The organism is Micromonospora okii, assembly GCF_020884795.1.
Taxonomy (GTDB): domain Bacteria; phylum Actinomycetota; class Actinomycetes; order Mycobacteriales; family Micromonosporaceae; genus Micromonospora; species Micromonospora okii.
The window spans coordinates 1-26,253 of record NZ_BBZF01000028.1; the positions used below are offsets into that span (position 1 = coordinate 1).

Below are 26,253 nucleotides of genomic sequence, written 5' to 3' on the forward strand. Positions count from 1 at the left end.
TCGCGCCGGGCACTTTTACTACCTTACTTCCCCGTCTCCGCCGTGTCAAACCGGTGTGTCCCGGTCTGTCGTGCTTCGTACGGATACCGCGTCGACGAGCGCACGCAGCGGCGAACCACTGCGGTTGATCATCGGATTCGGCAGGCCGGCCGCTGCGGTCTCCCGCTAGCTCGCCCGGTTCCCTACCGGTCGTCGAGCCTACCCGGTCGCTTCCGCCGCTCCAAATCCGCCTCTCGGCGAACCCTGAGGGCCCCGCCCGGTCCGGGCTCCGAGGTGTACAACCCCCGGCGTCCGAGACTCTTTCCTGCGCCCGGCCTCCAGGACTTTCGCCCTGTTTCGTCCGTTCCGCGCTGGCAGAGAGAAAGTTACGCGTCCCGGGTTTGATCGTCAAATCGGGGGGTAGCGTCGCGCGTCACATCGTTCGCGGTCGGGCATCCGACCAGCTCAGGGGCTCAGCCCCGGCGGCGGGCGGCGCGCCAGCCCCGCACACCGAGGACGCCCACGGTCGTCCCGATGGCCAGGGAGGCGGCGATCAGGAGGGCGTGCACCCACAGGAACCCGGTCGGTGTCCCCTCACCGACGACCCCACCCGCCCAGGCGCGGGGGTCGTTCCAGATGGCGACGGCGAACCGGGGCCAGATGGCCCACGTCCACACGCCGACCCCGACGAGGAAGAGCGCCCACGCGCGCGACAGCACCATGGGTGGCCAGTATGCCAGCGCAACGCTGGCGCGACCCGTCGGCCGCGCGGCGCTCAGGGCGCGCCGCCGCAGGTCAGGCGAGACGAAGCGGCTTCGGCGCTCACCGTTCCGTAGGCGGCGGCCCAGGCGCGCGGGCGGTTTCCGGGCGGGGCCCGGAGGGCACTGTTCCACCGTTCGACGTGACCGTGACCGGGGGTGCCGAATGCAACCGACCTTCAATCCGTGGGCCTGGCGCGACCCCGCCGCTCTGGCCGGCGGTTACAGCCGGCCCGACCCGTCCCAGGGGCCGGAGGAACGGCCGGAGCACGGCTCCGAGGGGCCGGACGCCCCCGGACCGGGCACCCCGATCGACCTGGCCGGCTACCGGGTGCAGGCCGTCGACGGGCGGATCGGCTCGATCGACGAGGCGAGCAACGACACCGACGCCCGGTACCTGGTGGTGGACACCGGGCCGTGGATCTTCGGCCGCAAGGTCCTGCTGCCGGCGGGCACGGTGGCCCGGGTCGACCACCTCGACCGCACCGTGCACGTGGACCGCACCCGGGAGCAGATCAAGGACTCGCCGGCCTTCGATCCGGACGCGTTCGGCCAGCCCGAGTACCGCGAGCGGGTCGGCGGCTACTACGCCGACAGCTACCAACGGGGCTGAGGACGGCGGGCGACGGCGCCCGGCTCGCGGACCTGACGAGCCGGGCGACCTGACCGAGGTGCGCGGGCCTGGCCCACGCGGAGAAGGGCGCCGGCCGGCACCGGTACGGAGCGCGCGGCGGGGCCTCAGTCCTCCGGGGCCTTGGTGAGCACCCCGTTGAGGTAGAGCGACTCGCGGCAGGTGGTGGCCCGGGGTGCGTTGGCCGGGGTGCCCGGGCGGCGGCAGACCACCGTCAGCGTCACCTTGCCCCGGGCGGGGACCCGGATCGGGGTGACCGAGTGGTAGTCCTGGTTGCGGAAGTTCTCCAGCGCGTAGGTGACCACCCGCACCTGGTTCGCGGTGACCGTCAGCGTGCCCTCGTCGCCCTGCACGTTGTCGACCAGGAAGTCGGTCAGCAGGAACGTCCGCCCCTCGGGGACGGTGTAGCTCCGCTGCGCCGAGCCGTTGGGGCTGGTCCGGAAGGTGATGGCGACGGAGAACTGCTCGCCGCCGAGACCACCCGCGGGGCCGCCCGGCCCGCCCCCGTTCGGCGCGCCGCCGCCCGGCGTACCGCCGCCGGGCACGCCGCCGCCCGGCGCGCCCGGTGAGGCCCCCGGCGCTCCGGGCTGCGCGGACGGGGACGGCACGGTCTCGCCCTGCGCGACCTGCCGGGCCTTCTCCGCCTCCACCGCCTCCCGGGCGGCGGTCTTCACCTGCGGGCGCAGCAGCCCGAACCAGATCGCGGCCAGCGCCAGGAGCAGCGCCAGCAACGCGGCGAGCAGCTTCAGCAGCCCGGCCGAGATCACCGGGCGCTGGACGAACGTGGCGTCCAGGTTGCGGACCAGTCCGTCGGTCGGCCGCAGCTCGACGGCGAACGGGTACTCCTTGGGCTCGCCCCACCACAGCAGCCGGCGGGCGCGTACCCGCAGCCGGGTCTCGGCGCGCGTGCCGTTCGGTACGGCGACCGGCTCGGCGGGCAGCACGAACGTCACCTGGTCGGTGCCCTCGACGGCGGCGAAGCCCACCAGCTCGGGCACGTTGCCGAGGTTGTCGGTGTCGATCCGGTACCGGGCGGAGCGCAGCCCGCTCCGCGACGGCGGCTGCACCTGCGCCGCCACCTCGGCGAACGGCTCGATGGTGAGGACGCCCTCCTCCACCACGACCGAATCGGGGTACTCGGAGGGGGTTACCCGGACGCCGAAGGGAAGGTCCCCGGCGTCCACCCGGGAGGACCGGGGCGGGCGGAAGGTGACCGTGACGGTGTCCGAGCCCGCCGGGTAGAGGTTGAGGGTGTCCGGCTGCACCGTCACCCACTCCGCCGGCACGCCCAGGACCTCGACCCGGTACGCCTCGACGGTGTCGCCGGCGTTCCGCACGGTGACCGGAACCTCGGCCACGCCGCCCGGGGCGACGCTCACGGAGGTGCTGGCCAGATTCGCCGATGCGCGCATTTTTCGCAGCGTAGGAGCGCGCCCCCGGCGTGTCAGCGGCCATCGGGGTACGACCTCGGGCAGAGACCCGGCGGCCATCGGGGTACGGCCGGGGGCAGCCAGGTCCGCCCGTCCGGGCGACGTTAAGTGCCCGCGAAGACACTCGCCGCACACTCTGCGGGCCGTCGGCGCGTGAGCCGCGGCTGGGGAGAGGAGACGAGGATGCAGCGGGTACCGGTTCACGTGCACGCGACGGACCCGATCTCGTGGACGGGCGTGACGGGTCAGCTCGCGGGCCGCCCCGAGGTCAGGGTCGTGGGCGGGGGGCAGGCGGGCGAGGCGGTGGTCACCCTGGTCGTCGTGGACAGTCTCACCCCGCAGGGGATCGAGACCCTGCGCCGGCTGCGGCGGGAGCAGCAGACGAGGCTGGTCCTGGTGGCGTCCACCATCGACGACGGCCAACTGTCCGCCGCCGTCGAGTGCGGGGTGGTGGGGGTGGTGCGCCGGGGCGAGGCGTCCGCCACCCGCCTGGTCGAGGTGGTCCTCGCGGCGGCCCGGGGCGAGGGGAGCGTCCCGGCCGACCTGCTCGGCCGGCTGCTGAACCAGATGCGCCGGCTCCAGCGGGACGCGCTCGACCCCCGGGGGACGGGCGTCGGCGGGCTGAGCGCCCGCGAGGTCGACGTCCTGCGGCTGGTCGCTGACGGGTTCGAGACGAGGGAGATCGCCGCCAAGCTGTCGTACTCGGAGCGGACCGTGAAGAACGTCGTGCACGGCCTGACCACCCGGCTGCACCTGCGCAACCGGGCCCACGCGGTGGCGTACGCGCTGCGGCACGACCTGATCTGAGCCGGCGGTCGGCGTCCCGGCCGCCGCCCTGGCCGCCGGGACGCCGACCCGTTGCCCGCGCCGACGCGGGTCTGCCCCGGTCCCTGGCCGGGCGGCCCTGTGCCGGAGCCCGCCCGGCGCGGACGATGGCCACCTGGGCCGTGCGACGTGGCCGCCCGCCACCCTCCCCACCGCCGAGGTGCCGATTGCGTCCCACCCGAAGGCCCCACCTGGTCGCCGCCGCGATCGCGGTCTGCGCGCTGCTGGGCGGGTGGGCGCTGGCCGTCGCACCCGCCCGGGTGTCCTCCGCCGAGCCGGCCGACCCGCCGCCGGTCACCGAACTGCGGGTCGCCTACCTGGCCACCGGGCACCGCAGCATCGGCCTGGTCTCGGGCTCCGGGGCGGCGGCGACGGCCGAGCCGCTGTTCGGCGGCGGGCCGGCGCACTTCGACGACGAGGCGTCCGCCGACGGTGACGTGGTCGCCTGGGTCAGCCGGCGGGAGTCGGAGCTGGCCCAGCTCTGGGTGCGGAGCGGCGCCGGGGAGGCCACCCGGCTCACCGCCGACCCGGGCCAGGTGGCCGGGTGGCCGGCGGTGTCGCCGGACGGCACCCGGATCGCCTTCGAGCAGACCCGGGACGGCGTGGGGAGCTGGCACGACCTCTTCGTCGTCGGCGTCGACGGCAGCGGGCTGCGCCAGGTCACCGACGGCACCAACGACAACCGGCGGCCCACCTGGTCGCCGGACGGGACGGCGCTGGCGTTCGAGCGCCTCGACTACGCGGGGGTGCCGCAGGTCCACCGCGTGCCGGTCGACGGCGGCCCGGCCACCGCCCTGACCGCCCGGCCGGAGGGGGCCGGGGAGCCGGCCTGGGATCCGGACCCGGCGCACGACCGGATCGCGTACACGGCCGCGCCGGGGAGCCCGGACGGCCGGCAGATCCACCTGATGAACAGCGTGGGCGGCGACGACCGGCTGCTGCTCGACCCGCGCTGGGAGAGCCACCAGGCGAGCTGGTCGCCGGACGGCACCACGGTGGCCTTCCTCAGCCGGAGCACCGGCACGGACGGCGCCCGGGGCGAGGTGGACCTGCTCTACACGGGGGTGCCGCGCCCCGACTGGTGCCCGTGCGAGGCGGTGCTCCGCCTCGCCGAGGACCGCCGGATCACCCGCCCCGGCTGGTACGTGCCGCCGGGCACCTACGGCGCGCGCCTGCTGGTGAACCGCACCACCGCGCCCGACCGGTACACGGTGCGGTTGCAGGACATCCGCCCGGACGCCACGGACCCCCGGGACCTCGGGCTGACCGTCCTGCGCGAGGACCCCGGCGCGGCGACCGACCCGGACCTGCTCTGGCGGCCCGTCGACGGCGACCCGTGGACGGCCCGCCCCGCCTACTCCCCCGACGGTCGCCGGATCGTGGTGAACCGGTTCGAGACGGTGGCCGGCCGCCGCGTCTCCCGCCTCTGGGTGGTCGACGCCGACGGAGGCAATCCACGGCCGCTCCCCCTCGCCGGGCGGGGGGACGCGGACCTGGAGACCGACCCGGCCTGGTCCCCGGACGGCACCCGGATCGCGTACGCCCTGGCCACGCCGGGCGGGCCGAGCCGGGTGGTGGTGGCGGACGCGGTCTCCGGTGCGCGTCTGCTCGCCGTGCCGTCGGGCGGCGCGTCCGACAGCCAGCCCGCGTGGTCGCCGGACGGGAAGACCCTGGCGCTCGTCCGGGGGCAGCCGGACGGGGCGGCGGCCGACAGCCACGTGTGGACGGTCCAGGCCCGGGACGGTGCCGGCCAGCGGGACCTGACCGACGCGAGCTGCCCGGGGTGCACCGTGGCGGACTACGGGCCGAGCTTCTCCCCCGACAACACCCGGATCGCGTTCGGTCGGGGCGCCGACGGGCTGGTGGTGACCGACACCACCGGCGGCGGGTGCCAGGTGCTGACGCCGCCGGGGGTGGGCTGCGCGGGCCCGCTGACCGGCTCGGAAGGCCCGTACCGGCCCCGGGACGTGGCCTGGTCGCCGGACGGGAGCGCCCTCGCCTTCAACTCGCGTCGGTCCGCCGAGCTGACGAGCCGGGAGTACGTCAAGACGTACGACTTCGGCACCGCCGTCCTGGACGGGCTGACCTGGGAGGTGCCCGGCCGGCACCGCAAGCCCGCCTGGCAGCGGTCGGTGGACGTGGCGACGGCGGCCCCGGAGCCGCCCGCGCCGGTCCGGGTCGGCGAGCGGACGTCGGTGACCGTGACGGTGACCGACCGGGGGCCGACCCCGGCGGCGAACGTCCGCCTCGACCTGCGGGTGCCGGAGGGCCTGCGGGTCGTCGCCCTGGAGCCGGAGGTGGGTTCCTGCCGGCTCGACCCGCCCGGGTGCGACCTGGGCCCCCTGGGGCTGGGCCGCACCGTGCGGGTGCGCGTGGAGCTGACCGGGGTGACCGCCGGGACGTACCCGCTGACCTGGTCGGTCGGGGACTGGACGGCCGACGCGCGGCCGTCGGACAACGAGGCGTCCGTCCCGGTGGCCGTCACCCCGGCCCCCGCGCCGACGACCGTCCCGCCCACCACCCCGCCGGCCAGCCCGTCGCCCGCCCCGACCGCCCCGACGCCGACCGGCCTCGACATCACGGTCACGGTCAACCCCACCCCCGGGTACGTGGGCGGGCTGGTCAGGGTGACCTACACGGTCCGCAACATCGGCGCCCGGGTGGCGACCGGGGTCCGGATCACCCCCGCCCTGCCGGCGCGGGTGCCGGTCCGCACCCGACCGGCGGGGTGCGCCGCGACCTCCTGCCCGGTCCCGGACCTGGCCCCGGGTGCCGGCCGGCGGCTGACCTTCGTACTGGCCCCGGATGCGGCCACGGCGACGACGACCCGTGGCACCGTGGTCGCCGACGGCGGCCTCGACGACACCGCCCAGGCCCCGTTCCGCGTGCTCCGGCCCCGGATCGTGGCGGTGCCGGAGATCGGGCCGCCGGGCTTCGTCACCTCGGTCCGGGGCACCGACTTCCCGCCCGGCGTGCCGGTGCGGCTGGCCTGGGACGTCGGCCTCACCGTGGCGGCGAACCCGGCCGTGCCGGCGCGCGACGGCACCTTCGCGGCCCAGCTCCTGGTGGTGCCGCGCGACCAGCTCGGCCCCCGGAAGATCCTGGCCACCGGCCCGGGGTTCGGCGTGGTGCGCACCGACTTCCGGGTGGTCATGCCCGCCCAGCAGCCGCCCGGCCTGCTCGGGCGCGGCTGGTGAGGGGACGACGATGATCCACGAGGTGGACGAGGCGCTGCGCGGGCTGCTGGCCGAGGAGATGCTCTCCGGCACCGACGTGCAGCTCGCCTTCGACGCGCCGACCCGCGAGTGGGAGTCCCGGCGCAACGCCCCGACGGTGAACGTCTTCCTCTACGACGTGCGGGAGGAGATGGCCCACCGCCGGGAGGGCCGGATCGAGGAGTGCGACGGCGACGGCGTGGTCGTCGCCGAGCACCGCCCGCCCCGGTACTTCGCCCTGTCGTACCTGGTGACCGCGTGGACGGCGCAGCCGCAGGACGAGCACCGACTGCTGTCGGTGCTGCTGGCCGGGCTGGTCGCCCACGACGTGCTGCCGGCCGACCGGATGATCGGCCGGCTCGCCGCCCTGGGGCTCACCGTGCCGATGAGCGTCGCGGTGCCGCCGGCGCGGGACCGGGGGCTGGCCGACATCTGGTCCGCCCTGGGCGGGGCGCTGAAGCCGTCGCTGGACCTGGTGGTGACCGCGCCGATCGCGGCGTCCGCGACGTTCGCCGCCAAGCCCGTCACCGACGGGCTGCTGTTGCGTACCGGTGACCGGACCGAGCCCGTCGCGGGCGCGGAGACGCGGCGGCTGCGCCACCCCGAGCCGGTGGACACCACGACCCCGATCGGGGTACGCCGGGCGCGGGGCACCGCCGCCGAGCGGCAGCGCCGGCAGGGCACGGGTGGGCCCGTCCGGGGCGGCCGACGGTGAGCGCCCCCGTCGACGCGGAGCCCCAGGCAGCCACGCCGGACGGGCCGCCCGTCGGCGCCCGGGATACCGGTCGGGTCGCACCGCCCGGCACCACGTACCTGCGGGCCCGGCTCTTCCTCGCGGAGCAGCGGGTCCGGCGGGCCGTCGCGGCCGCGCGGGCGGCGGACCCGGCCCCGGACGACCCGCTGCGCGGGCTGCACGTCTCCGACGACGACGCCTGGCGGCTCGTGGACGACCCCGCCCCGCCCGCCCCCGACGAGATCGCCGCCGACGCGGTGGAGACCGCCGACCGGTGGGCCGACCGGGCCCGCGCGGCGGGCGCCCGGGTGCCGCTGCGGGAGGTGGCCGAGGACTTCGGGCTGACCCCGCTGGACGTGGAGGTGCTGCTGATCGCGCTCCTGCCCGACCTGGACCGGCGCTACGAGAAGCTGTACGGGTACCTCAACGACGACGTGACCCGACGCCGGGCGACGACCGGGCTGGCCCTGTCGCTCTGCGGCGCGTCCCCGGTCGCCGGCCCGGCCCGCGCCCGCCTCGCCGACACCGGGCCGCTGGTGGGCGGAGGGTTGCTCCTGGTGGAGGAGCCCGAGCGGCCCTTCCTGACCCGTGCGCTGCGGGTGCCGGACCGGGTGACCGCGCACCTGCTCGGCTCCGGCGGCGTCGACCGCCGGCTCGACGGCCTGGTCCGCCGGCCGACGGGCCCGGTCGGCGGGCCGGGGCCGACGCGGGTGGAGCCGGACCGGGTGACCGCCGGGCTGGCGGCGGCGATCCGCGCCGGCGACCGGCTGGCCTACCTCCGCGAGGAGCCCGGCGGGGCGGCCGGCGAGCTGGCCGCCGCCGCGCTCGCCGCCGCCGGCCGGCGCACGCTCGCTCTCGACCTCGACGCGCTCACCGCCGACCCGGCGCCGGAGGAGGCCCTGGCCGTCGCGGTGCGGGAGGCCCGGCTGCACCGGGCGGGGCTGGTCGTCGGCCCGGTCGACACCCTCGACCCGGCGGCCGGGCCGGCCCACGCCCGGCTGCTGCGCCGGCTCGCCGGCCTCCCGGTGCCGGTGCTGCTCACCGGCCGGCTGCGCTGGGACCCGCACTGGGCCGAGGAGTCCCCGCTGCTGGCGACCGCCCATCCGGTCGCCGCAGCGGAGCGGGCCCGGCTGTGGCGGGACGCGCTGGCCGGGCGGTCGGCGCGGGTGGCGGTCGACGTCGACCCGGAGCGGGAGCTGTCGGCGTACGTGCTGGCCCCCGACCAGACGCGGCGGGCGGCGGTCGCGGCGGCGCAGCAGGCCGTCCTCGACGGGGCGGCCCGGGTCGCCGCCCGGCACGTCCGGGCGGGGGTGCGCTCGCAGAACGCGGCGGCGCTGGAGCGGCTGGCCCGGCGGGTGGAGCCCGCCGTCGGCTGGGACGACCTGGTGCTCCCGGCCCCGGTGCGCGACCAGCTCACCGAGCTGGCGCTGCGGGTGCGCCACCGCGAGCAGGTGCTCGGCGGCTGGCGGCTGCGCCCGGGCGGCGGGCGGGGCCGCGGGGTGACGGCCCTGTTCGCCGGGGGCTCCGGCACGGGCAAGACGATGTCCGCCGAGGTGGTCGCCGCCGACCTGGGCCTCGACCTGTACGTGGTGGACCTGTCCACGGTGGTCGACAAGTACGTCGGGCAGACCGAGAAGAACCTGGAGCGGATCTTCACGGAGGCGGCCGGGGTCAACGGGGTGCTGCTGTTCGACGAGGCCGACGCGATCTTCGGCAAGCGCTCGGAGGTCAGCGACGCCCACGACCGGTACGCGAACCTGGAGAGCGCGTACCTGTTGCAGCGGATGGAGTCCTTCGACGGCGTCGCGGTGCTCACCACGAACCTGCGGGCCAACCTGGACGAGGCGTTCCTGCGCCGGCTCGACGTCATCGTGGACTTCCCGACCCCCGACGCGACCCAGCGGCGGGCGCTGTGGGACCGCTGCCTCGGCACCGAGCTGCCCCGCGCCGACGATGTCGACCTGGACCGCTGCGCGGGGGACTTCGAGCTCAGCGGCGGCGGCATCCGGGCGTGCGCGGTCAGCGCCGGCTACCTGGCCGCCGCAGCCGGGACACCCGTGACCATGGCGATGCTGGTGGCCGCCGCGCAGCGCGAGTACCGCAAGCTGGGCCGGTTGGTCCTGCCCGGGGCGGCGGCGAACGGCACGGGACCGCGCCGTCGCTGACGCCCCGCCCGCCGCCGCGTCGGGGCGGCCCCTCCCGCGTCGCGCGGGCACGGGCAGCCGGTCAGAGTGAGACGTCCCACTCGTGGTCGCCGGCGGCGGCGTGGTCGATCGCGCCGCTCTGCGGCGGGTTCTCGGGGTCGAAGTCGGAGGTGAGGCTGTGTCTCATCTCCGGGCTGCTGACCCAGGTCTGGCTCTCCGCGTCCCGCCGCCTGACCCGCCACCGGAAGCGCACCTCGTACCTGGCCAGCCAACTGCCCTCGCCGATCGCGCTGGTGGTGGAGAAGCCTGGGTCGTCGTTGAAGACGATGGCCGCCGGCGATGTCTGGATGACCGGGTTGGTGTAGTTCGGGCGGTACGGCCCGTCCTGCGCCCACGGCCTGCCCTCGTGCTGCGGGGAGCCCACCGCGCCGTCCTCGTCCACCGTGTACGCGACGAACTCGTCGGTGACCTCCTGCCGGAAGTCGTAGAGCGTCGCTGCCGACAGCGCCGCGTTGTCCGGCCGGTGCAGGGTGGCCGCCTGGGTGAACCCGATGGACTGGCGCGTGTCCAGTCGCTGGGTGCTCGGGCCGTCGTAGGCGGAAGTGAAGGTCAGCCGGGGGGCGTTGAGGTCCGCCTCCGGTTTGGACCGCGACCGGGTGGCGCGACCGCTGTACGGCCCGGTTTGGTCGGTCGTCTTGGTGCGTACCGCCTTCGGCAGCCGCTGCACGGGGGTCTGCGCCCCGGGGCCGGCGAGGGAGGGCAGCTCGACGGTGGCCGGGTCGGCCTGCGCAGGGACGTCGGTGGTGAGGGCGCGGTGGGCCGTCGCCTCGGCCTCGCGTTCGAACCGGTCGTCGGGGTCGCTCACCCGTAGCCCGGTGCCGTCGTCGGTGCCGGCGACCGGGCCCAGTCGCTGCTGGATGACGTGGGTCAGCTCGTGGGCCAGGGTGTGCCGGTCACCCCCGCCCTCGCCGAGCACCACGTGGTTGCCGGAGGTGTACGCCCGCGCGCCCAGCTCCGCCGCCGACACGCGCGCCGCCGTGTCGTCGTGGACCCGTACGTCGGAGAAGTCCGACCCGAGCCGGGCCTCCATGTCGACGCGGGTCGCCTCGTCGAGGGGCCGGCCGCCGCCGCGCAGCACCTCGTGCACGGTGGAGCGCTGGACGGCGGGTGTGTCGTGGCCGCAGCCCGCGCCGTGCTCGTGCTCGTCGCGCTCGATCATCCGGGACGCGGCGCGGTTGCCCACCGTTCGCTGCAGGGCGAGGACCTCGCCCGGGCTGCGCCCCGCGCCGCCGCCGAGTGCGGGCGCGTCGCCGCTGCGGCCGTTGGGCGGGGCGGAGCGTACCCGCTCCTCCCGTGAGCCGGATGTCGCTACGGGCCGCTGAGCACGCACGAGGCGCCTCCTAGCTGGGAGGGCGGGCATCGACGCCCACGGTAGTCCCGGCCGCGCCGGCCGGTCGAGGTGCGCGCGGCCAGGATCACGGGCCGGGGCGACCGGGGCGGTGTGTCCCAAAGGGACAGCGCGGGGCCGTTTGGCGGGGGGCGGTCGCGGCAACTACTGAGCGGACAGCTCGGTCGGATGCCGAGGAGGCCCAGGACGGAGAGGAGTCGGCGATGGCCAAGGGTGACGTCGACACGTACCACGAGGACGGGCAGTGGAAGAACCGCCCGGAGGGCAACCAGCAGGCGAGCAGCACCCACGCCACCAAGGACGAGGCGCAGGACCGGGGGCGGGAGATGGCCCAGGACCGGGGCGTGGAGCACGTGATCAAGAAGCAGGACGGCACGATCGGGGAGAAGAACACGTACCCCCGCAGCCGCGACCCCCGGGAGATCCCGGGCTGACGGTCGACGGGCGGCCCGGGCCCGCCGCGCCGCGCCCGGCTTCCTTCCCGGGCGGCCAGGCGGATGGTCTGACGACCGGCGGGCCGGGCCGCCTGCCCCTGCGGCGCGGATTCTGCCCCCGCGCCGCCCGTACGGACCTTCCCGCCGCCTTCGCGCCCGAGCAGGCTGGCCAGCGTTCGCCGAACTGGCAGAGGAGCTGGCATGCCGACGTACCTGTCCCCAGGCGTGTACGTGGAGGAGGTGCAGAGCGGTTCGCGGCCCATCGAGGGCGTCGGGACCGCCGTCACCGCCTTCCTCGGATTTGCCGAGAAGGGGCCCTTCCACGCGCCGACCCTGGTCACTAACTGGAGCCAGTACGTCCAGCTCTTCGGCGGGATGGTCGAGGGCACCTACCTGGCGCACGCGGTGTACGGGTACTTCGCCAACGGCGGGGGCGTCTGCTACGTCGTGCGGATCGGCGACCCGTCGACGAGCCGCAAGCCCGGTGGCGCGGGCGGGCGCAAGGAGTTGCCCGCCGGTGAGCCGTCGGCTCTCGGCACGTTCCGGGTGGCCGCCCTGCCGTCCGCCGGTGGCGAGGTCGTCGTGGAGGTCGCGGACGTCGAGGGCGAGGGGGCCGGCGACGACCGGTTCCGGCTGGTCGTCCACCGCGACGGTCAGGTGGCCGAGGAGTACGAGGGCTCCTTCCGGCGCAACAAGGCGTCCGTGGTCACCCAGGTCCGCGAGCGGTCCAAGCTGATCAGCCTGGAGGAGGCCGCCCCGGCCAACGCCCTGGCCCGCCCGGCCAAGCAGACGGTCACCCTGGCCCCGCCCGCCGCTCCCGCCGACGCCGTGCCGGCGACGCTCTCCGCCGACGAGTTCACCGGGGACGTCGACGCCCGCACCGGCCTGGCCGGGCTGGAGGCCATCGACGAGATCACCATGGTCGCGGCCCCGGACCTGATGGGGGCGTACCAGCAGGGCGTCGTCGACCTGGAGACGGTCAAGGCCGCCCAGCTCGCCCTGATCTCGCACTGCGAGCAGATGGGCGACCGGATGGTGCTGCTCGACCCGCCGCCGGAGCTGACCGCCCAGCAGGTGCGCGGGTGGCGGCAGGACGAGGCCGGCTACGACTCCCGGTACGCGGCCCTCTACTACCCCTGGGTGAAGGTCTTCGACCCGAGCACCGGGCGGGCGGTGTTCATGCCGCCCAGCGGCCACCTGGCCGGCCTCTGGTCCCGCAACGACACCGAGCGTGGGGTGCACAAGGCCCCCGCCAACGAGGTGGTCCGGGGCGTCGTCGACCTGCAGAACAACGTCACCAAGGGCGAGCAGGACCTGCTCAACCCGATCGGCGTCAACTGCATCCGGGCCTTCCCCGGGCGCGGCGTGCGGGTCTGGGGCGCGCGGACCCTCTCCTCCGACCCGGCCTGGCGCTACATCAACGTCCGGCGGCTGTTCAACTACATCGAGGAGTCGATCCTCCTCGGCACGCAGTGGGTGGTGTTCGAGCCGAACGACCAGCGGCTGTGGGGCACGATCCGGCGCAACATCTCCGCCTTCCTCACCGAGGAGTGGCGGCGGGGGGCCCTGTTCGGGGCGACCGCGGCGGAGGCCTTCTACGTCAAGTGCGACCAGGAGACCAATCCCCCGGAGGTCATCGACCGGGGTCAGGTGGTGTGCGAGATCGGCATCTGCCCGGTGAAGCCCGCCGAGTTCGTGGTGTTCCGCCTGGCGCAGTTCTCCGACAGCACCAGCCTGGTCAGCGACTGACCGCTCCGACCCTTGACGAAAGGCGGCCACGATGGCCAGTGGTGACACCCTTATCGTGCACAGCTTCCAGGTGGAGCTGGGCGGCATCCAGGTGGAGCTGGTTCAGGAGGTCAGCGGCCTGACCGTCGAGCTGGACTCGATCGAGGTCAAGTCGGTGACGCCCACCGGCGAGCTGATCATCCGGAAGATCCCCGGGGCGCGGAAGGCCGGCGAGGTGACCATCACCCGGGGCCTCGACAAGAGCAGCGCCTTCACCGACTGGATCAAGGAGACGTTCCTCAAGGGCGCGGTGGAGGCGGCCCGGCAGAACATCAGCATCATCCTCAACAACGCGGACAAGTCCGAGACGCGGCGCTTCGACCTGACCAACGCGTGGGTGAGCAAGTGGGAGGGGCCGGGGCTCAAGGCCGGCGACCCGACGGCGGCGACCGAGAAGGTCACCGTGGTGTACGAGGAGATCAGCGCGCAATGAGACGCCGTGGCGTCTCGGCCGGGGGCCTCGACACCCTCGTCGACCCGGCCGGCGGGCCGGAGGAGCCCGCCGCGTCGGTGGTCGCGCCGCCCGCGCCCGTCCGGCTCCAGACCGAGTTCACCTTCCAACTGCCCCGGGGGTACGTCGACGAGGACGGCACGGTGCACCGGGACGGCGCCATGCGGCTCGCCACCGCCCGGGACGAGCTGGCGCCCCTGGTCGACCTGCGGGTCAAGCAGAACCCGGCGTACCTGTCGATCGTCCTGCTCAGCCTGGTGATCACCCGGCTGGGCACGATCACCCAGGTGCGGGCGGAGGTCGTGGAGCGGCTCTTCGCCTCCGACCTGGCCTTCCTCCAGGACCTGTACCGGCGGATCAACGCGGAGGGGCACACCCTCGCCGAGGTCACCTGCCCGGCCTGCGAGTCGGTGTTCGAGGTGGACCTGGCCGGTGGTCGCCCGGGGGAATCGTGACGTACGGGGCCGATCGGCTCCACGAGGAGGTCTCGTACGTCGCCTACCACTTCCACTGGCCGCGCGCCGAGATCCTCGACCTCACCCACGCCGAGCGGGCCCGGTACGTGGCGGAGATCGCCCAGATCAACACCAGGATGAACGAAGGTCAGTGAGGCGCGATGGGGCTACGCGAGAGGATGCGGCGGCTGGCCGCCGGCGCCCGCGACCGGCTGGCCGGTCCCGCCGGTGGCCCCTCCCCGTCCCCCGCCCCGGCCGGCCCGGTTGCGGGGTCCGACGCCCCGACGGCGACGCCCTCCGCGCCTGGGTGGTGGGCCCTGCCGCCGATCCAGCGGGCGGTGGCCACCGGGCCGGTGCTGGTCAGCGACCTGACCCGGTTCGCCGACCGGCTGGGCACCTTCCGGGACCCGACCCTGCGCACGCCGCTCGATCACCTGGTCAGCGACCAGGCACCGCTCGGGTTGGTCCGTGACCTGGCCCGGCCCCGGCCGGCCGGTCCGACCGCCGGCCGGGGCCCGCACCTGCCGGCCGTCCAGCGTCGGGTCGCGAGCGCGCCGGCCGACCCCGCCGACGGTCGACCCGCCCCCGAGGCGTCACAAGGAGCGGACCGCCCTGGCCCCGGGGCGTCACCGGGAGCGGACCGCCCCGGCCCCGACGCGTATCCCGGTGGTCCGGTCACGGCTCCGGGCCGCCCCACCGCAGCCGGGCCGGCCGCGCCCACGCAGCCGGCACCCGCCCGCCCGGGGCACGCGCCCGACCGGCCCCGTCCGACGGACCGGCCCGGATCGGCGGACCGGCCCGGATCGGCGGACCGGCCCGGATCGGCGGACCGGCCCGGATCGGCGGACCGGCCCGGATCGGCGGGAGCGGCCGGGTCGCTGGTGACCGCGCCCGTGCCCGCGCCGACCCGCCGGCTGGCCGGCACGCCGCGCGCCGGCGTAGCGGCGGCCCCGCCGCTGACCACGGTCCAGCCGGCGCCCGCGAACTCACCGCCCTCCCGGCCGGTCGCGCCCGCCCCGGCTGCGCCCGTCGAGGCGGTTGTCGCGCCACCGGGCCCCGTCACCCCGGCCGACACCGCCCCGCTCGTCCGGCCCGCCGGGTTCGCCCCGCCCGCCCAGGCCACAGCCACCCCCGCCCAGGTCACGACCGCCCCCACCCAGGCCACGGTCGCGCCCGGCCAGGCCACGCCGAACCAGGCCACGGTCGCGCCCGGCCAGGCCGGCGGGGCCGTCGCCCCGGTCGTCCAGACCGCTCCGGCCGTCCCCACCGTCGGGCCCGCGCCGGCCGGGGCTTCGGGCCCCACCGACGGCGGCCCGGGAGCGCCGACGCCCCACGTCGCGCGTGCGCCGGCCCGGAGCGGCCCGCCCCCGGTGCGGCGAGGTGCGCGGCTGGGCCTCGGTGACCCGCTCCCCTCGCTTCCCGAGACCGCCCGGACCAGCGCGCCCGGTCGACGCGCCGGCCCCGCACCCGCCGCTGGGCACGGGGCCCGGCCAGGCCAGGTCACGCCGCGGGTCGACTCGGCCTCGCCGCCGGCTGGTCCGGCCGTATCGCCGCCGGGCCCGGCCGCGCCCCCGATCCGCTCGGGGTCGCCACCGACGCGTCCGGCTTCGCCCCCGACCCGCTCGGGGTCGCCGTCGGTCGGCCCGGGATCGCCGCCGGGCGCGCGTCCGGCCGGGCCGGTGGCCGCGCCGGGTTCCCCGGCACGGACCTGGCAGCACACCCCGGGCGACGCCGAGGTCCAACGGGCCCCCGCCCGCCCGGACCGGGCCGGGCTGGGACCGCCGCTGCCGGCCGACGCGCCGCCGCCCGTGGCACGTCGGAGCCCCCCCGCCCGCGCCGGGGCCACCGGCTCATCACCGCACGCCCCCCGCACGGTAGACGCGCAGTCGAGCGACGCCCGCCGGGCGGAACCGCCCCGGCCGGTCGGCCCCCGGGCGGCCGACGCGCCCCGGCCGGACACCCGCGCCGGCGGCTGGCCACAGCCGGACGGTCGCGGGGGCAACGGGGCGCAGCCGGACGCCCCCGCCCGGGCCGATTCCACCGCCCGCCCCGGCCTGCCCCTCCACACGCCGGCCGGGCCAGCCGCCGATGCCGCGCCGCAGGCCGCAGGAGCCCCGCCCTCCTCCCCGCCCCGGCCGTCCCTGGCCGACCAGCCTCCACGCCCCGCCGCTGCCGCGCCGCCTCCGGCCGTCATCGCCCGCACCCCTGGCGGAACGCCGGGGAGACGGCCTTCGCCGGCCGCCCAGGGCGGCGGCGCGTCGGGCGCCTCGTCCGCTCCGCCACGCGTGCCGATCCGCCCCGCGCCGGCCCGCCGGTCCACGGCCGGGCCGAGCACCGCCGCACCGGCCGGGCCGGTGGTCCAGCGGCTCCGGCGGCGGCTGCCCGGCACGCCTGGGGCCGCACTCGGCCCCGCGTCCACCGCTGACCCGGCCGCCGCTCCTCCCGCGCCGCTCGCCGGCCCCGCCACGCCCGCCGCCGGCCCCGCCACCGCGCGTCCCACACCGCCCGCCGGCTTACCGCGGCTGATCCGCCCCGGCCCGACCGGGGACTGGGCGGATGCCGCCGAGGCGGGTCCGGTGGAGCGGGACGGTTCCGCCGCCGGACCGACCGGGGTACGCGTACCGCCGCCCGCGCCAGTCCAGCGGCGGCTGCCGTTGCTGGCCGAGCGCCAACTGTCCCCGCTGACCGAGATGCCGGCGGCGCCGGCCGTGCCGGGCGGGCCGGGTGCGGCCGCCGGTGCCCGGGCCACGGTGCCGGTGACCTGGCGGACCCGGGGCCGCTCGGACTCCGGGGCGATCCCGGCTGGGCCGCCCACCCCGTCCGGGCCGCGAGCCGCCGGACCGGCCACCGTGCAGCGGGTCGCCGGGCCGGCCGCCGCGCGACCGACCGCCCCACCGACCACTGCGCAGTGGGCCGCTGGGCCGACCGCCGCCCGACCGACCGTCCCACCCGTCACCGTGCAGCCGACCGCCCGGCCCGCCGCCGTGCAGCGGGCCGCCGGGGCGGGTGGGGGAAGGCTGCCCCCGCCGGCCGTCCCGCCTCGGCCGGCCGCCGCACCGGGGCGGAGTGCCGCGTCGGGCGTACCCGGGCGGGATCTCGCGTCCAGCGACGTACCGGTGCCCGGGCGGCGGACGGCGGGGCCGGCGGCGGACGGCGGCCCCGGACACGCGACCGGGCCGACGCCCGCGCAGCGGACCGCGACGGTCCAGCGGGCAGCGGCCCCCGGCACCGCCGCCGCCGCCGCGGCGCGTCCCGGCGCCGGGACGGTGCAGCGGAGGGCTGCCGCGCTGGCCGCCCCGGACCCCGGCCCGGAGCCGGGCCTGGAGGCGCTGCTGCGGGACTTCGACCGACGGCACCTGGATGCCCTGGCCCACCGGCTGGTCGAGCCGATCAGCCGGCTGATCCGGGCCGACCTGCGGGCCAGCCGGGAACGGTCCGGCCGGTGGCGGGACGGCGCGCGGTGAGCCCGCCGCCCACCGCCCGGATGACTGGCGGAACGCACCGGCCGGACGGCACCGACCGGCACGAGAGGGGAGACGGGGATGGCCAGTGGCGACCCGGGGACGACCGTCCACTTCCGGCTCCAGGTCGACGGCATCGACCTGGGCGACTGGAGCAGTTGCGACGGCCTCGGCTGCGAGGTGGAGCTGGAGCAGTTCCAGGAGGGCGGCAACAACGAGTTCGTCTGGCAGCTCCCGTCGCGGCTGCGGTACTCCAACGTCACCCTGAGCCGCCCGCTGACCCGGGACACCGCCAAGGTCTCCAGCTACCTCGCCCAGCTACCGAGCGGGGTACGCCGGGGGACGGCGCAGATCGCGGCACTCCGGCCCGATCTGGCGCTGCTCGTGCAGTGGGGGCTGGCCGACGTGGTCCTGGTGCGCTGGTCCGGGCCGTCCTTCGACCCGAACCGGTCAGAGGTGGCCACCGAGAGCATCGAGCTGGCGTACCACGGCTTCCTGGAGGTGGGCTGATGCGGTCGCGGGCCGGCAAGGTGTCGGCGCACATCCAGCGGTACCAGCCGCCCACCTCGGGCGGGAGCCAGCCCGGCGGCTCCCTCGGCGGGCCGATCACCTTCATGTTCAACCCGCAGCAGCTCGCCCTCACCAAGTCGGCGAACTGGATCCCGCACGTCGTGCGCGGGGCGGCGGACGTCGGGGTCGCCGAGTTCAGCGGGTCCGGGCCCCGGACGCTCAGCCTGGAGGTCTTCCTCGATGCCACGGACACCCACTCCCGCAGCGTCCAGGAACGGGTCGACGCCCTGCTCACCTGCTGCGTGCCGACGAAGGCGAGCATCGCGGCGAAGGCCCCGTCGCCGCCGTGGGTGAAGTTCGCGTGGGGGCAGTTCCAGACCGTCTCCTTCTACTCGTACGTCAGCCAGGTCAACGCCACGTACAGCCTGTTCGACCCGGACGGCACCCCCCTGCGGGCCACCTGTTCGCTGACGCTCAACGAGATCAGCGGCGCCACCCCCGGGCAGAACCCGACGTCGGGCAGCCGCACCGCCCGCCGCGTGCACCGGCTGGTGGCCGGGGACTCCCTGGAGCTGCTGGCCCACCGCGAGTACGGGGACCCCACCGCCTGGCGGGTCATCGCGGAGGCCAACGACATCGACGACCCGGTCCGGCTGCGCACCGGCCGTCAACTGCTGCTGCCCGCCCCGGAGGAGCTGCGCACCCAGGAGGATCCCCATGGCCAGCGCTGACCACACCAACAACCTGGTCGTCGGCCTGCCCGACCCGCTGCCCGAGGACTGGGCCGACCGGCTGGTCTCGGCGACCGTGGAGGACAGCACCAACCTGGCCGCCACCGCCACCCTCCGCTTCCGCGACCCGCAGAGCCGGTTCCTGGAAGACAACAGGGTGGAGATCGGCGTCGACATGACGCTGCACGTCCGCACCGGCTCCGACGCCGCCCCGCTGCCGCTGTTCAGCGGCGAGGTGGTCACCCTGGAGTCGGAGTACGACGGGGTCGGCACCTTCACCACCATCCGGGCCATGGACCTGTCGCACCGGCTGATGCGGGGGCAGCGGGTCCGCAGCTTCGTCAACCGCAAGGCCTCCGACATCGCCCGGGAGGTCGCCGCCGCCGCCAGGATCCCGGTCGGCCGGATCGACCCCACCCCCACGGTGTACGAGACGGTCACCCAGCCGAACGTGAACGACTGGGAGTTCCTCAAGATGCTGGCCGTCGACAACGACGCCGAGGTGGTGGTCGTCGACGGCCGGTTCTTCTTCCGCCGATCAGTGCGGGCGGCCGGCGCGCCGGGCCCGGGGGTCACCGCCGAGCAGAGCCCGTTCGTGGTCCAGATGGACGAGAACCTGCTGTCGGTGCGCTCCACGGTCACCTCGGTCGGCCAGGTGGCCGGGGTGACCGTGCGCGGGTGGGACGTCCGGGCGAAGCGTCCGGTCCTCACGGAGGTCGCCACCGCCGCCAGCGACGAGGTGCAGATCGGCACCACCCCGGCCAAGGTGTCCGCGCCCTTCGGTGCGGCCCGGCTCTGCGTGGCGGACGTGCCGTACCGGACGGCGGCCGAGACCCGCGCGGTGGCCGGCGCGGTGGCCGCCGACGTGACGGGGGCCTTCGCGGAGCTGGAGGTGGGCATCCGGGGCAATCCCCGGCTGCGGGCCGGGGTGCCGCTGTCGTTGCAGCAGGTGGGGAAGCCCTTCGAGGGGAAGTACACGATCACCGCCAGCCGGCACGTCTTCGGCCCCGCCCAGTTCTACGAGACCTGGCTGACGGTCAGCGGCCGGCAGGACCGCTCCACGTGGGGCCTGGCCTCGGCCGCCGCCGCGCCGGCCCGGGCGGCCCGCGTCCCGGGGCTGGCCGTCGCGATCGTCACCAACACCAAGGCCGACGTGGACCGCCGCCACCCCGAGCGGGTCGGGCAGGGCTGGGTGCGGCTGCGCTTCCCCTGGCTGACCGACGCCCCGGACTACGAGACCGACTGGGTGCGGACGGTGCAGCTCGGCGGGGTGGGCGGGGGCGGGGTGTTCTGCCCGGAGGTCAACGACGAGGTCCTGGTCGGCTTCGAGCAGGGCCTGCTCGACCGCCCGTACGTCATCGGCGGGCTCTACAACGGCGTGGACAAGCCCTCGCCGCACGACGGCGCGCTGGTCGACTCCTCCTCGGGGCGGGTGAACCGGCGCTCGTTCGCCTCCCGCAGCGGGGACCGGATCGAGTTCCTGGAGTCGCAGCTTCCCGCCGGGCCCCGGGGCATCCGGCTGCGCACCTCCAAGGACAGGCTCACCGTGCACCTCGACGAGCGGCGCACGGCCGTGGTGATCCACAGCGACGGCAGCGTCGAGATCGAGGCCAGGCAGCAGGTCACTGTGAAGGGGCGCGGGATCACCCTCGACGCCGGGATCGGCGAGCTGACCCTCAAGGGCCGGTCGGTCACCGTCGACGGCGGCACCACGGTCGACATCCAGGCACCACTCGTCAAGCTCAACTGACCGTCGTCGAGCCCAACCTGACCGGAGGGACGCCCATGCCGCCCGCCGCGCGCGTCGGTGACCAGATCAGCCACCTCGCCACCGGGCTCACCCCCGGTCCGCCCACCGGCAGCGTCGGGCCGCCCGGCGGGCGGGCCCTGCCCCCCGGGCCCCCCGGCGGGCCGCTGCTCGGGGTGGCCAGCGTGCGCATCGCCGGGCAGCCCGCCGCCGTCGTCGGCACGGTCTGCGTGTGCAGCGTGCCGCCGCCGCACGCCGCCCTGCTGATGACCAACGTGATCGTGCCCGCCGCCCCGCCGCCGCTGCGCCAGGTGCTGATCGGCGGTTACCCGGCCGCCCGCCGGGGCGACGCCACGACCTGCCGGGCCGTGGTGAGCACCGGCGCGCCGACCGTGCTGATCGGCGGGTGACGGCGGTGGCCGAGCAGTTCATCGGGGCGGGCTGGGCGTTCCCGCTGCGCACCGACGCCACCGGCGGGATGGCCCTGGTCGACCGGGAGCGGGAGATCGTCGAGGCGATCCAGCTCATCCTCGGCACCGCGCCCGGCGAGCGGCCGATGCGGCCGGAGTTCGGCTGCGGGGTGCACGACTACGTCTTCGCCCCCGCCGACGAGAACACCGCCGGGCGGATCGCCTTCGAGGTGCGTCGGGCGCTGGACCGGTGGGAGCCGCGCATCGACGTCACCGACGTGGTGATCGGCTTCGACGCCGAGGACGCCGGGGTGCTCTACATCGACGTCCGGTACTCGATCCGGGGCACCAACGACCCCCGCAACCTGGTCTTCCCGTTCTACGTCATCCCGTCCCACGAGGAAAGCGCCGCCTGATGCCGCTGCCCGCCCCCAACCTGGACGACCGTCGCTTCCAGCAACTCGTCGACGAGGCGAAGCGCTTCATCCAGCAGCGCTGCCCCGAGTGGAGCGACCACAACGTCTCCGACCCCGGGGTGACCCTGGTCGAGACGTTCGCCCACATGGTCGACCAGCTCCTCTACCGCCTCAACCGGGTGCCGGAGAAGAACTACCTGGCCTTCCTCGACCTGATCGGGGTGCGGCCGTTCCCGCCGACGGCCGCCCGGGGCGACGTCACGTTCTGGCTCTCCGGCCCGCAGACCCAGCCGGTGGTGCTGCGCGCCGGCACCGAGGTCGGCACGGAACGCACCCAGACCGACGAGGCGATCGTGTTCACCACGGCGGCGGACCTGGCGGTGGTGCCCTGCGAGCTGACCCGGCTGCGCAGCCACCCGGCGCAGGGCCCACCGGCGGACCGGACCGAGGAGCTGCTCGACGGCCGGGACGTGGCCTGCTTCCCGGCCGGCCCCGCCCCGGGGGACGCGATGCTCCTCGGCCTCTCCGCCGCCGTGCCCTCCTGCGCGGTGCTGCTGCGGATGGACAGCCGGGTGGAGGGCGTCGGGGTCGACCCGCGCCAGCCGCCGCTGGTGTGGGAGGCGTGGACGGGCGGGGACTGGTCGCCCTGCGAGGTCGACCACGACGACACCGGCGGGCTGAACCGGCCGGGCGAGGTGGTGCTGCACGTGCCGGCCGGCCACGTCACCTCCGTGGTGGCCGGGCAGCGCGCCGGCTGGCTGCGGTGCCGGCTGGTCGAGGCCCGGCCCGGTCAGCCCTTCTACGCCGCCTCCCCGACCGTGCGCTCGGTGGAGGCGGCCACCATCGGCGGCACGGTCACCGCCGTGCATGCCGAGACCGTCCTCGGCGAGCAGCTCGGCGAGGCCGAGGGGGTGCCCGGCCAGCGGTTCGCGGTGGCCCGGCCGCCGATCGTCGGCGACGAGCACCCCCTGGTGGTGGAGACCGCCGACGCCGCCGGGTGGCGGGAGTGGACCGAGGTGGGCGCGTTCAGCGCGTCCGGTCCGGACGACCGGCACGTCGTCGTCGACCGGACCGCCGGGGAGATCCTCTTCGGGCCGGCCGTGCGGCAACCCGACGGCACCCTGCGCCGGTACGGCGCCGTGCCGCCCGCCGGAGCCCGGGTGCGGGTGCGCCGCTACCGGACGGGGGGCGGGCGCAGCGGCAACGTCGCCCGGGGGGCGCTGGCCGTCCTGCGCAGCTCCATGCCGTACGTGTCGCGGGTGGAGAACCGGGGGCCGGCCACCGGCGGGGTCGACGGGGAGAGCGTGGCGGAGGCCCGGCTGCGCGGGCCGGTGCAGCTCCGGGCCCAGGACCGGGCGGTCACCGCCCGCGACTACGAGCTGCTGGCCCGGCAGGCCTGCCCGGCCGCGGCCCGGGTCCGCTGCCTGCCCGCCGGTGACGGGAGCGCGGCCGGTGGGGTACGGCTGCTGGTGGTGCCGGAGGCCGTCGCCGACGACGAGGGCCGGTTGCACTTCGAGGACCTGGTGCCCCCGGACGCGATGCTCGCCACCATCGCGGAGCATCTCGACGCCCGCCGCCCGATCGGCACCCGGCTGGTCGTGGAGCCGCCGTTCTACCAGGGCGTCACGGTCGCGGCGCGACTCGTCCCCCGCCCGGACACGGCCGCCGCCCAGCTCCGCGCCGAGGCCACGGCCACCCTGTACCGGTATCTCGACCCGGTGCGCGGCGGGCCGGAGGGCACCGGGTGGCCGTTCGGGCGGCAGGTGCACTCGGGGGAGGTCTTCGGGGTCCTGCAACGGCTGCCGGGGGTCGAGGTGGTCGAGGAGGTACGGATGTTCCCCGCCGACCCGCTGACCGGCCGCCGGGGGGAGCAGGTGGCCCGCATCGAGCTGGACCGGCACGCCCTCGTCTTCTCCCACCAGCACCAGGTCCGGGTCGACGCTCGCCCGTCGGGCGCCTGAGCGGAAGGGGTACGTGGATGCGCGCCGCCATCGAAGGGCTGGACTCGCCCGACCCGCTGGGTCGACGGCTGCCCGCCGTCTACGCCGCCGACGACCTGGCCCAGCGCCTGACCGGCGCGTACGACCAGGTGGTCGCGCCGGTGCACGCCACCCTGGACAACCTGTGGGCGTACTTCGACCCGGCGCTCGCCCCGATGGACTTCGTGGACTGGCTGGGCGGCTGGGTCGCCGCCGGGGCCGGCCCCGAGAGGCCGCCGGACGAGCGCCGCCGAGCCGTGTCCGGCGCGGTGGCCCGGCACCGGGTGCGCGGCACCGCCGCCGGGCTGGCCGAGGAGGTGCGGCTGGCCACGGGGTTCGTGCCCGAGGTCGTCGAGAGCGGCGGGACGACCTGGTCGGCGAGCCCCCGCGCCGAGTTGCCCGGCGCCGCCGAGCCCGCCCTGACCGTGCGGTTGCGCGTGCCCGAGCCCACGGAGGCCCTGGAGTCCCGGCTCCGGGCGGTGGTCGAGGCGAACCGGCCGGCGCACGTGCCGTACACGGTGGAGGTGCTGCCGGCCGACGGCGGCCCGGCGACGGGCGGTGCCCGATGAGGGCCTGCGACAACTGCGGCGCGGAGGTGGTGCCGGGCGACGCCTTCTGCGGCACCTGCGGAGCCTTCCTGGCCTGGGACGGCGAGGACGCCGCCGGGACGACCCGCGCCGCCGACGCCCCGAAGGCCGCCCCCGTCGCCGACGCCCCGAAAGCCAATCCCGCCCCCGCCGCCGGTCCTCCGGAAGCCGCGCCCGCCCACAACGCCGACGTCCGTCCCTCGCAAGCCAAGCCCGCCCGCACCGCCGACGTCGGTCCTCCGGCAACCACGCCCGCCCACACCGCCGACGCCGGTCCGCGGCAGACCACGCCCGCGCCCGCCGTGGAGGCCGAGGCCGAGACGCGGCCCGCGGTGGCCCCCCCGGCCGACGCCACGGTCGGCGCGGCCAGCCCCGGCGACGGCGACCCCGCCGGGGTGGCGGACCGGGAGCGGCGGGCCGCCGCCCTGGTCGTCCCCGTGCGCCCGGCCGAGGACGTCGCGGGGGCCGCCCACCCGGCCGACCCGGGCCTCCTCGCGCCGACGTCCGGCGGCGCACCGCCCGCGCCCGCCGTCGACCAGCCCGGCGCGGTGCGGCCGGGGCGGCCCGTGGAGCCGGTGCCGGTGGTGCGCGACTTCGCCGGTGACCCGGTCGGCGCGGGCGAGGTGGCCTGCCCGGCCTGCGGCACCGGCAACCCGCGCGGCCGGGCGTTCTGCCGGCGGTGCGGCGGGTCGCTGCTCGCGGCGGCGGGGCCGGCGGCGGCCGTACCGTGGTGGCGCCGGCTGCGGTGGCCCCGCCGGCGGCCCGGCCGGGGCCTGCTGCGCCGGCTGCTCGCGGTGCTGGTCGTCCTGCTCCTGCTCGCCGGGGCGGCCTGGGCCGTCGTCCGCTTCGGCGGCCCGGTCGTCGATGCGATCCGGGACCGTACGGCGAAGCCGGAGGCCGTCCTGCCGACCTCGGTGACGGCTTCGAGTGAGGCGCGGGGCCACCCCGCCCGGTCCACGGTCGACGGCCTGAACAACCGCTACTGGTCGCCCGCCACCGATCGCCCCGCCACGGGCCAGTACGTGGAGCTGACCTTCGACCCGCCGATCCGGCTGATGGACCTCATCGTGCACGCCGGGGCGTCGCCGCAGCAGGACGAGTTCGTGCGGCAGGGGCGGCCCGCCGAACTGACGATGACGACGTGGACCCGGGACGGCGCAAGCCGCACCGAGCGGCTGCGGCTGACCGACCGGCCGGGCCCGCAGACGTTCCACCGCGTGCGCGGCGGGGTGGCGCGGCTGCGGTTGACCATCGGGGCCAGCTACGGCGAGGAGCGCGGGCGGCGGGTGGCGTTGGCCGAGATCGAGGTGTTCAGGCGGCCGTGACGTGCGCGGGTCGGGGCGCGGCCGGCCGGGTGACGCCGAGCGAGCGGAGGACACGCTCGTACGCCTGCTGGCTGCGCCGGCACGCCGCCGCGTCGCCGGCGCCGCGCTGCGCGGTGATCAGCAGCCGCCACGCGTCGTCGTGGTAGCCGTCCAGCTCCAGTGCCCGCCGGGCCGCCGTCGCCGCGGCCCGGTCCCGTCCTCCGGCCAGCTCCAGCCGGGCCAGCAGCACCGCCGCCTCCGCCGCCCGGCACCGGTGCCGTTCCCGGTCGGCGACCACCCACTCGGCGGGGCCGTCCTCGGGAAGCAGGTCGCCGGTGTAGTGGTCGAGCGCGCCGCGCAGCGCCCGGACGGCCGCCCCGTCGTCCCCGAGGGACGCGCCCCGGCGGGCGGCGGCCAGCTCCGCCTCGAAGGCCGACACGTCGCAGCCGCCGCCCGCCCCCACCTCCAGCCGGTACGAGGCTCCGTCGCGGACGATGAACCGGGACGCGCCCCGGGCCACCCCGGGTTCCAGGAAGGTCCGCAGCGTCGAGACGCCGACGTGCAGGCTGTTGACGGCGGCCCGGTCCGGCAGCTCCGGCCAGAGCGCGGCGGTGATCCGTTCCCGGTGCACCGGCCGGCCGGCCTCCGCCGCGAGGTAGCGCATCAGGGTCCGGACCCGGGGCCGCACGCCCGACCAGTCCAGCCGGACGCCGTCGCGCTCCAGCCGGAACCCGCCGAAGCATCGGAGCCGCAGACACCGGGGGTCTCCCGGGGCGGGCATCGGATGCTTCGTCGCATTCATGTGATCTGTCTCCCTCGTCGCCACGACAACGCGGACGGTCCGGTCCGCGACCAAC

At 76.7% G+C, this 26,253-nt stretch carries 23 protein-coding genes; 19 read left to right on the top strand and 4 right to left on the bottom strand.

Features of this window, described 5'->3' with window-relative positions; all coding sequences use genetic code 11:
- Window positions 1-452: 452 nt before the first annotated feature.
- Window positions 453-701 carry an SCO4848 family membrane protein gene (locus tag LPU43_RS26150; protein ID WP_229403196.1) on the bottom strand — a complete coding sequence of 83 codons (249 nt, stop codon included), beginning with the start codon at window positions 699-701 and terminating at the stop codon, window positions 453-455.
- Between the two features lie 202 nt (window positions 702-903).
- On the opposite strand from LPU43_RS26150, the gene LPU43_RS26155 reads away from it, so the two are divergent.
- The gene (locus LPU43_RS26155) at window positions 904-1,350 is read left to right on the top strand and encodes a PRC-barrel domain-containing protein (protein ID WP_229403197.1); all 447 of its coding nucleotides are present in this window, start codon (window positions 904-906) and stop codon (window positions 1,348-1,350) included.
- Between the two features lie 125 nt (window positions 1,351-1,475).
- On the opposite strand, the gene LPU43_RS26160 is transcribed toward LPU43_RS26155, so the two are convergent.
- The gene (locus tag LPU43_RS26160; protein ID WP_229403198.1) at window positions 1,476-2,780 is read right to left on the bottom strand and encodes a COG1470 family protein; all 1,305 of its coding nucleotides are present in this window, start codon (window positions 2,778-2,780) and stop codon (window positions 1,476-1,478) included.
- A 201-nt stretch (window positions 2,781-2,981) separates the two neighbouring features.
- Here LPU43_RS26160 and LPU43_RS26165 point away from each other — a divergent pair, with 201 nt between their 5' ends.
- The 4 genes from LPU43_RS26165 (at window position 2,982) to LPU43_RS26180 (ending at window position 9,736) form a co-directional block, all read left to right on the top strand.
- The gene (locus LPU43_RS26165; protein ID WP_229403199.1) at window positions 2,982-3,605 is read left to right on the top strand and encodes a response regulator transcription factor; all 624 of its coding nucleotides are present in this window, start codon (window positions 2,982-2,984) and stop codon (window positions 3,603-3,605) included.
- 185 nt (window positions 3,606-3,790) lie between these two features.
- Entirely contained in the window at window positions 3,791-6,820 is a 3,030-nt protein-coding gene (locus LPU43_RS26170; RefSeq protein ID WP_229403200.1) for a DUF11 domain-containing protein, read from the top strand.
- A gap of 10 nt (window positions 6,821-6,830) precedes the next feature.
- Window positions 6,831-7,553, top strand: coding sequence for a Pvc16 family protein (locus tag LPU43_RS26175; protein WP_229403201.1), 723 nt, complete (start codon window positions 6,831-6,833; stop codon window positions 7,551-7,553).
- Window positions 7,550-9,736: an ATP-binding protein gene (locus LPU43_RS26180; protein WP_229403202.1), complete on the top strand. Its 2,187-nt coding sequence runs from the start codon at window positions 7,550-7,552 to the stop codon at window positions 9,734-9,736. The genes LPU43_RS26175 and LPU43_RS26180 overlap by 4 nt, the downstream gene beginning before the upstream one ends.
- A 61-nt stretch (window positions 9,737-9,797) precedes the next feature.
- Here LPU43_RS26180 and LPU43_RS26185 read toward each other — a convergent pair whose 3' ends face one another.
- Complete coding sequence (locus tag LPU43_RS26185) at window positions 9,798-11,105, bottom strand: eCIS core domain-containing protein (RefSeq protein ID WP_229403203.1); 1,308 nt, start codon at window positions 11,103-11,105, stop codon at window positions 9,798-9,800.
- A gap of 221 nt (window positions 11,106-11,326) precedes the next feature.
- Here LPU43_RS26185 and LPU43_RS26190 point away from each other — a divergent pair, with 221 nt between their 5' ends.
- The 14 genes from LPU43_RS26190 (at window position 11,327) to LPU43_RS26255 (ending at window position 25,417) form a co-directional block, all read left to right on the top strand.
- Window positions 11,327-11,557 (top strand): DUF2188 domain-containing protein, encoded by a 231-nt coding sequence (locus LPU43_RS26190; protein ID WP_229403204.1) that lies wholly within the window; start codon window positions 11,327-11,329, stop codon window positions 11,555-11,557.
- Between the two features lie 201 nt (window positions 11,558-11,758).
- Window positions 11,759-13,306 (top strand): phage tail sheath family protein, encoded by a 1,548-nt coding sequence (locus tag LPU43_RS26195; RefSeq protein ID WP_229403205.1) that lies wholly within the window; start codon window positions 11,759-11,761, stop codon window positions 13,304-13,306.
- Window positions 13,307-13,337: 31 nt separating this feature from the next.
- On the top strand, window positions 13,338-13,778 hold the full coding sequence (locus LPU43_RS26200; RefSeq protein WP_229403206.1) for a phage tail protein: 441 nt from the start codon (window positions 13,338-13,340) through the stop codon (window positions 13,776-13,778).
- Window positions 13,775-14,251, top strand: a complete 477-nt coding sequence (locus LPU43_RS26205) for a hypothetical protein (protein ID WP_229403207.1) — start codon at window positions 13,775-13,777, stop codon at window positions 14,249-14,251. The genes LPU43_RS26200 and LPU43_RS26205 overlap by 4 nt, the downstream gene beginning before the upstream one ends.
- Window positions 14,248-14,406: a DUF6760 family protein gene (locus tag LPU43_RS26210; protein ID WP_229403208.1), complete on the top strand. Its 159-nt coding sequence runs from the start codon at window positions 14,248-14,250 to the stop codon at window positions 14,404-14,406. The genes LPU43_RS26205 and LPU43_RS26210 overlap by 4 nt, the downstream gene beginning before the upstream one ends.
- A gap of 2,421 nt (window positions 14,407-16,827) precedes the next feature.
- Window positions 16,828-17,715: a hypothetical protein gene (locus LPU43_RS26215; protein ID WP_229403209.1), complete on the top strand. Its 888-nt coding sequence runs from the start codon at window positions 16,828-16,830 to the stop codon at window positions 17,713-17,715.
- A gap of 78 nt (window positions 17,716-17,793) precedes the next feature.
- Window positions 17,794-18,222, top strand: coding sequence for a phage tail protein (locus LPU43_RS26220; protein WP_229403210.1), 429 nt, complete (start codon window positions 17,794-17,796; stop codon window positions 18,220-18,222).
- Window positions 18,222-18,953: a CIS tube protein gene (locus tag LPU43_RS26225; protein WP_229403211.1), complete on the top strand. Its 732-nt coding sequence runs from the start codon at window positions 18,222-18,224 to the stop codon at window positions 18,951-18,953. Before LPU43_RS26220 ends, LPU43_RS26225 begins: the two co-directional genes overlap by 1 nt.
- A complete protein-coding gene (locus LPU43_RS26230; RefSeq protein WP_229403212.1) occupies window positions 18,940-20,703 on the top strand; it encodes a VgrG-related protein in 1,764 nt (587 codons plus the stop codon). The genes LPU43_RS26225 and LPU43_RS26230 overlap by 14 nt, the downstream gene beginning before the upstream one ends.
- A 35-nt stretch (window positions 20,704-20,738) precedes the next feature.
- Window positions 20,739-21,110 carry a PAAR domain-containing protein gene (locus tag LPU43_RS26235; RefSeq protein WP_229403213.1) on the top strand — a complete coding sequence of 124 codons (372 nt, stop codon included), beginning with the start codon at window positions 20,739-20,741 and terminating at the stop codon, window positions 21,108-21,110.
- Between the two features lie 5 nt (window positions 21,111-21,115).
- A complete protein-coding gene (locus tag LPU43_RS26240) occupies window positions 21,116-21,526 on the top strand; it encodes a GPW/gp25 family protein (protein ID WP_229403214.1) in 411 nt (136 codons plus the stop codon).
- Window positions 21,526-23,487, top strand: a complete 1,962-nt coding sequence (locus tag LPU43_RS26245) for a putative baseplate assembly protein (protein WP_229403215.1) — start codon at window positions 21,526-21,528, stop codon at window positions 23,485-23,487. The genes LPU43_RS26240 and LPU43_RS26245 overlap by 1 nt, the downstream gene beginning before the upstream one ends.
- Before the next feature lie 17 nt (window positions 23,488-23,504).
- Window positions 23,505-24,074, top strand: a complete 570-nt coding sequence (locus tag LPU43_RS26250; protein WP_229403216.1) for a phage tail protein — start codon at window positions 23,505-23,507, stop codon at window positions 24,072-24,074.
- On the top strand, window positions 24,071-25,417 hold the full coding sequence (locus LPU43_RS26255; RefSeq protein ID WP_229403217.1) for a zinc ribbon domain-containing protein: 1,347 nt from the start codon (window positions 24,071-24,073) through the stop codon (window positions 25,415-25,417). Before LPU43_RS26250 ends, LPU43_RS26255 begins: the two co-directional genes overlap by 4 nt.
- Here LPU43_RS26255 and LPU43_RS26260 read toward each other — a convergent pair.
- Window positions 25,404-26,177, bottom strand: a complete 774-nt coding sequence (locus LPU43_RS26260) for an AfsR/SARP family transcriptional regulator (protein ID WP_229403218.1) — start codon at window positions 26,175-26,177, stop codon at window positions 25,404-25,406. The two genes, LPU43_RS26255 and LPU43_RS26260, sit on opposite strands and share 14 nt — an antisense overlap.
- Window positions 26,178-26,253: the final 76 nt, after the last annotated feature.

Coding starts and splice junctions, on each gene's coding strand:
- LPU43_RS26205 (WP_229403207.1), top strand. CDS start 13,775: ATGAGACGCCGTGGCGTCTCGGCCGGGGGCCTCGACACCCTCGTCGAC.
- LPU43_RS26165 (WP_229403199.1), top strand. CDS start 2,982: ATGCAGCGGGTACCGGTTCACGTGCACGCGACGGACCCGATCTCGTGG.
- LPU43_RS26235 (WP_229403213.1), top strand. CDS start 20,739: ATGCCGCCCGCCGCGCGCGTCGGTGACCAGATCAGCCACCTCGCCACC.
- LPU43_RS26200 (WP_229403206.1), top strand. CDS start 13,338: ATGGCCAGTGGTGACACCCTTATCGTGCACAGCTTCCAGGTGGAGCTG.
- LPU43_RS26250 (WP_229403216.1), top strand. CDS start 23,505: ATGCGCGCCGCCATCGAAGGGCTGGACTCGCCCGACCCGCTGGGTCGA.
- LPU43_RS26260 (WP_229403218.1), bottom strand. CDS start 26,177: ATGCCCGCCCCGGGAGACCCCCGGTGTCTGCGGCTCCGATGCTTCGGC.
- LPU43_RS26225 (WP_229403211.1), top strand. CDS start 18,222: ATGCGGTCGCGGGCCGGCAAGGTGTCGGCGCACATCCAGCGGTACCAG.
- LPU43_RS26255 (WP_229403217.1), top strand. CDS start 24,071: ATGAGGGCCTGCGACAACTGCGGCGCGGAGGTGGTGCCGGGCGACGCC.
- LPU43_RS26175 (WP_229403201.1), top strand. CDS start 6,831: ATGATCCACGAGGTGGACGAGGCGCTGCGCGGGCTGCTGGCCGAGGAG.
- LPU43_RS26245 (WP_229403215.1), top strand. CDS start 21,526: ATGCCGCTGCCCGCCCCCAACCTGGACGACCGTCGCTTCCAGCAACTC.
- LPU43_RS26160 (WP_229403198.1), bottom strand. CDS start 2,780: ATGCGCGCATCGGCGAATCTGGCCAGCACCTCCGTGAGCGTCGCCCCG.
- LPU43_RS26195 (WP_229403205.1), top strand. CDS start 11,759: ATGCCGACGTACCTGTCCCCAGGCGTGTACGTGGAGGAGGTGCAGAGC.
- LPU43_RS26155 (WP_229403197.1), top strand. CDS start 904: ATGCAACCGACCTTCAATCCGTGGGCCTGGCGCGACCCCGCCGCTCTG.
- LPU43_RS26150 (WP_229403196.1), bottom strand. CDS start 701: ATGGTGCTGTCGCGCGCGTGGGCGCTCTTCCTCGTCGGGGTCGGCGTG.
- LPU43_RS26230 (WP_229403212.1), top strand. CDS start 18,940: ATGGCCAGCGCTGACCACACCAACAACCTGGTCGTCGGCCTGCCCGAC.
- LPU43_RS26190 (WP_229403204.1), top strand. CDS start 11,327: ATGGCCAAGGGTGACGTCGACACGTACCACGAGGACGGGCAGTGGAAG.
- LPU43_RS26220 (WP_229403210.1), top strand. CDS start 17,794: ATGGCCAGTGGCGACCCGGGGACGACCGTCCACTTCCGGCTCCAGGTC.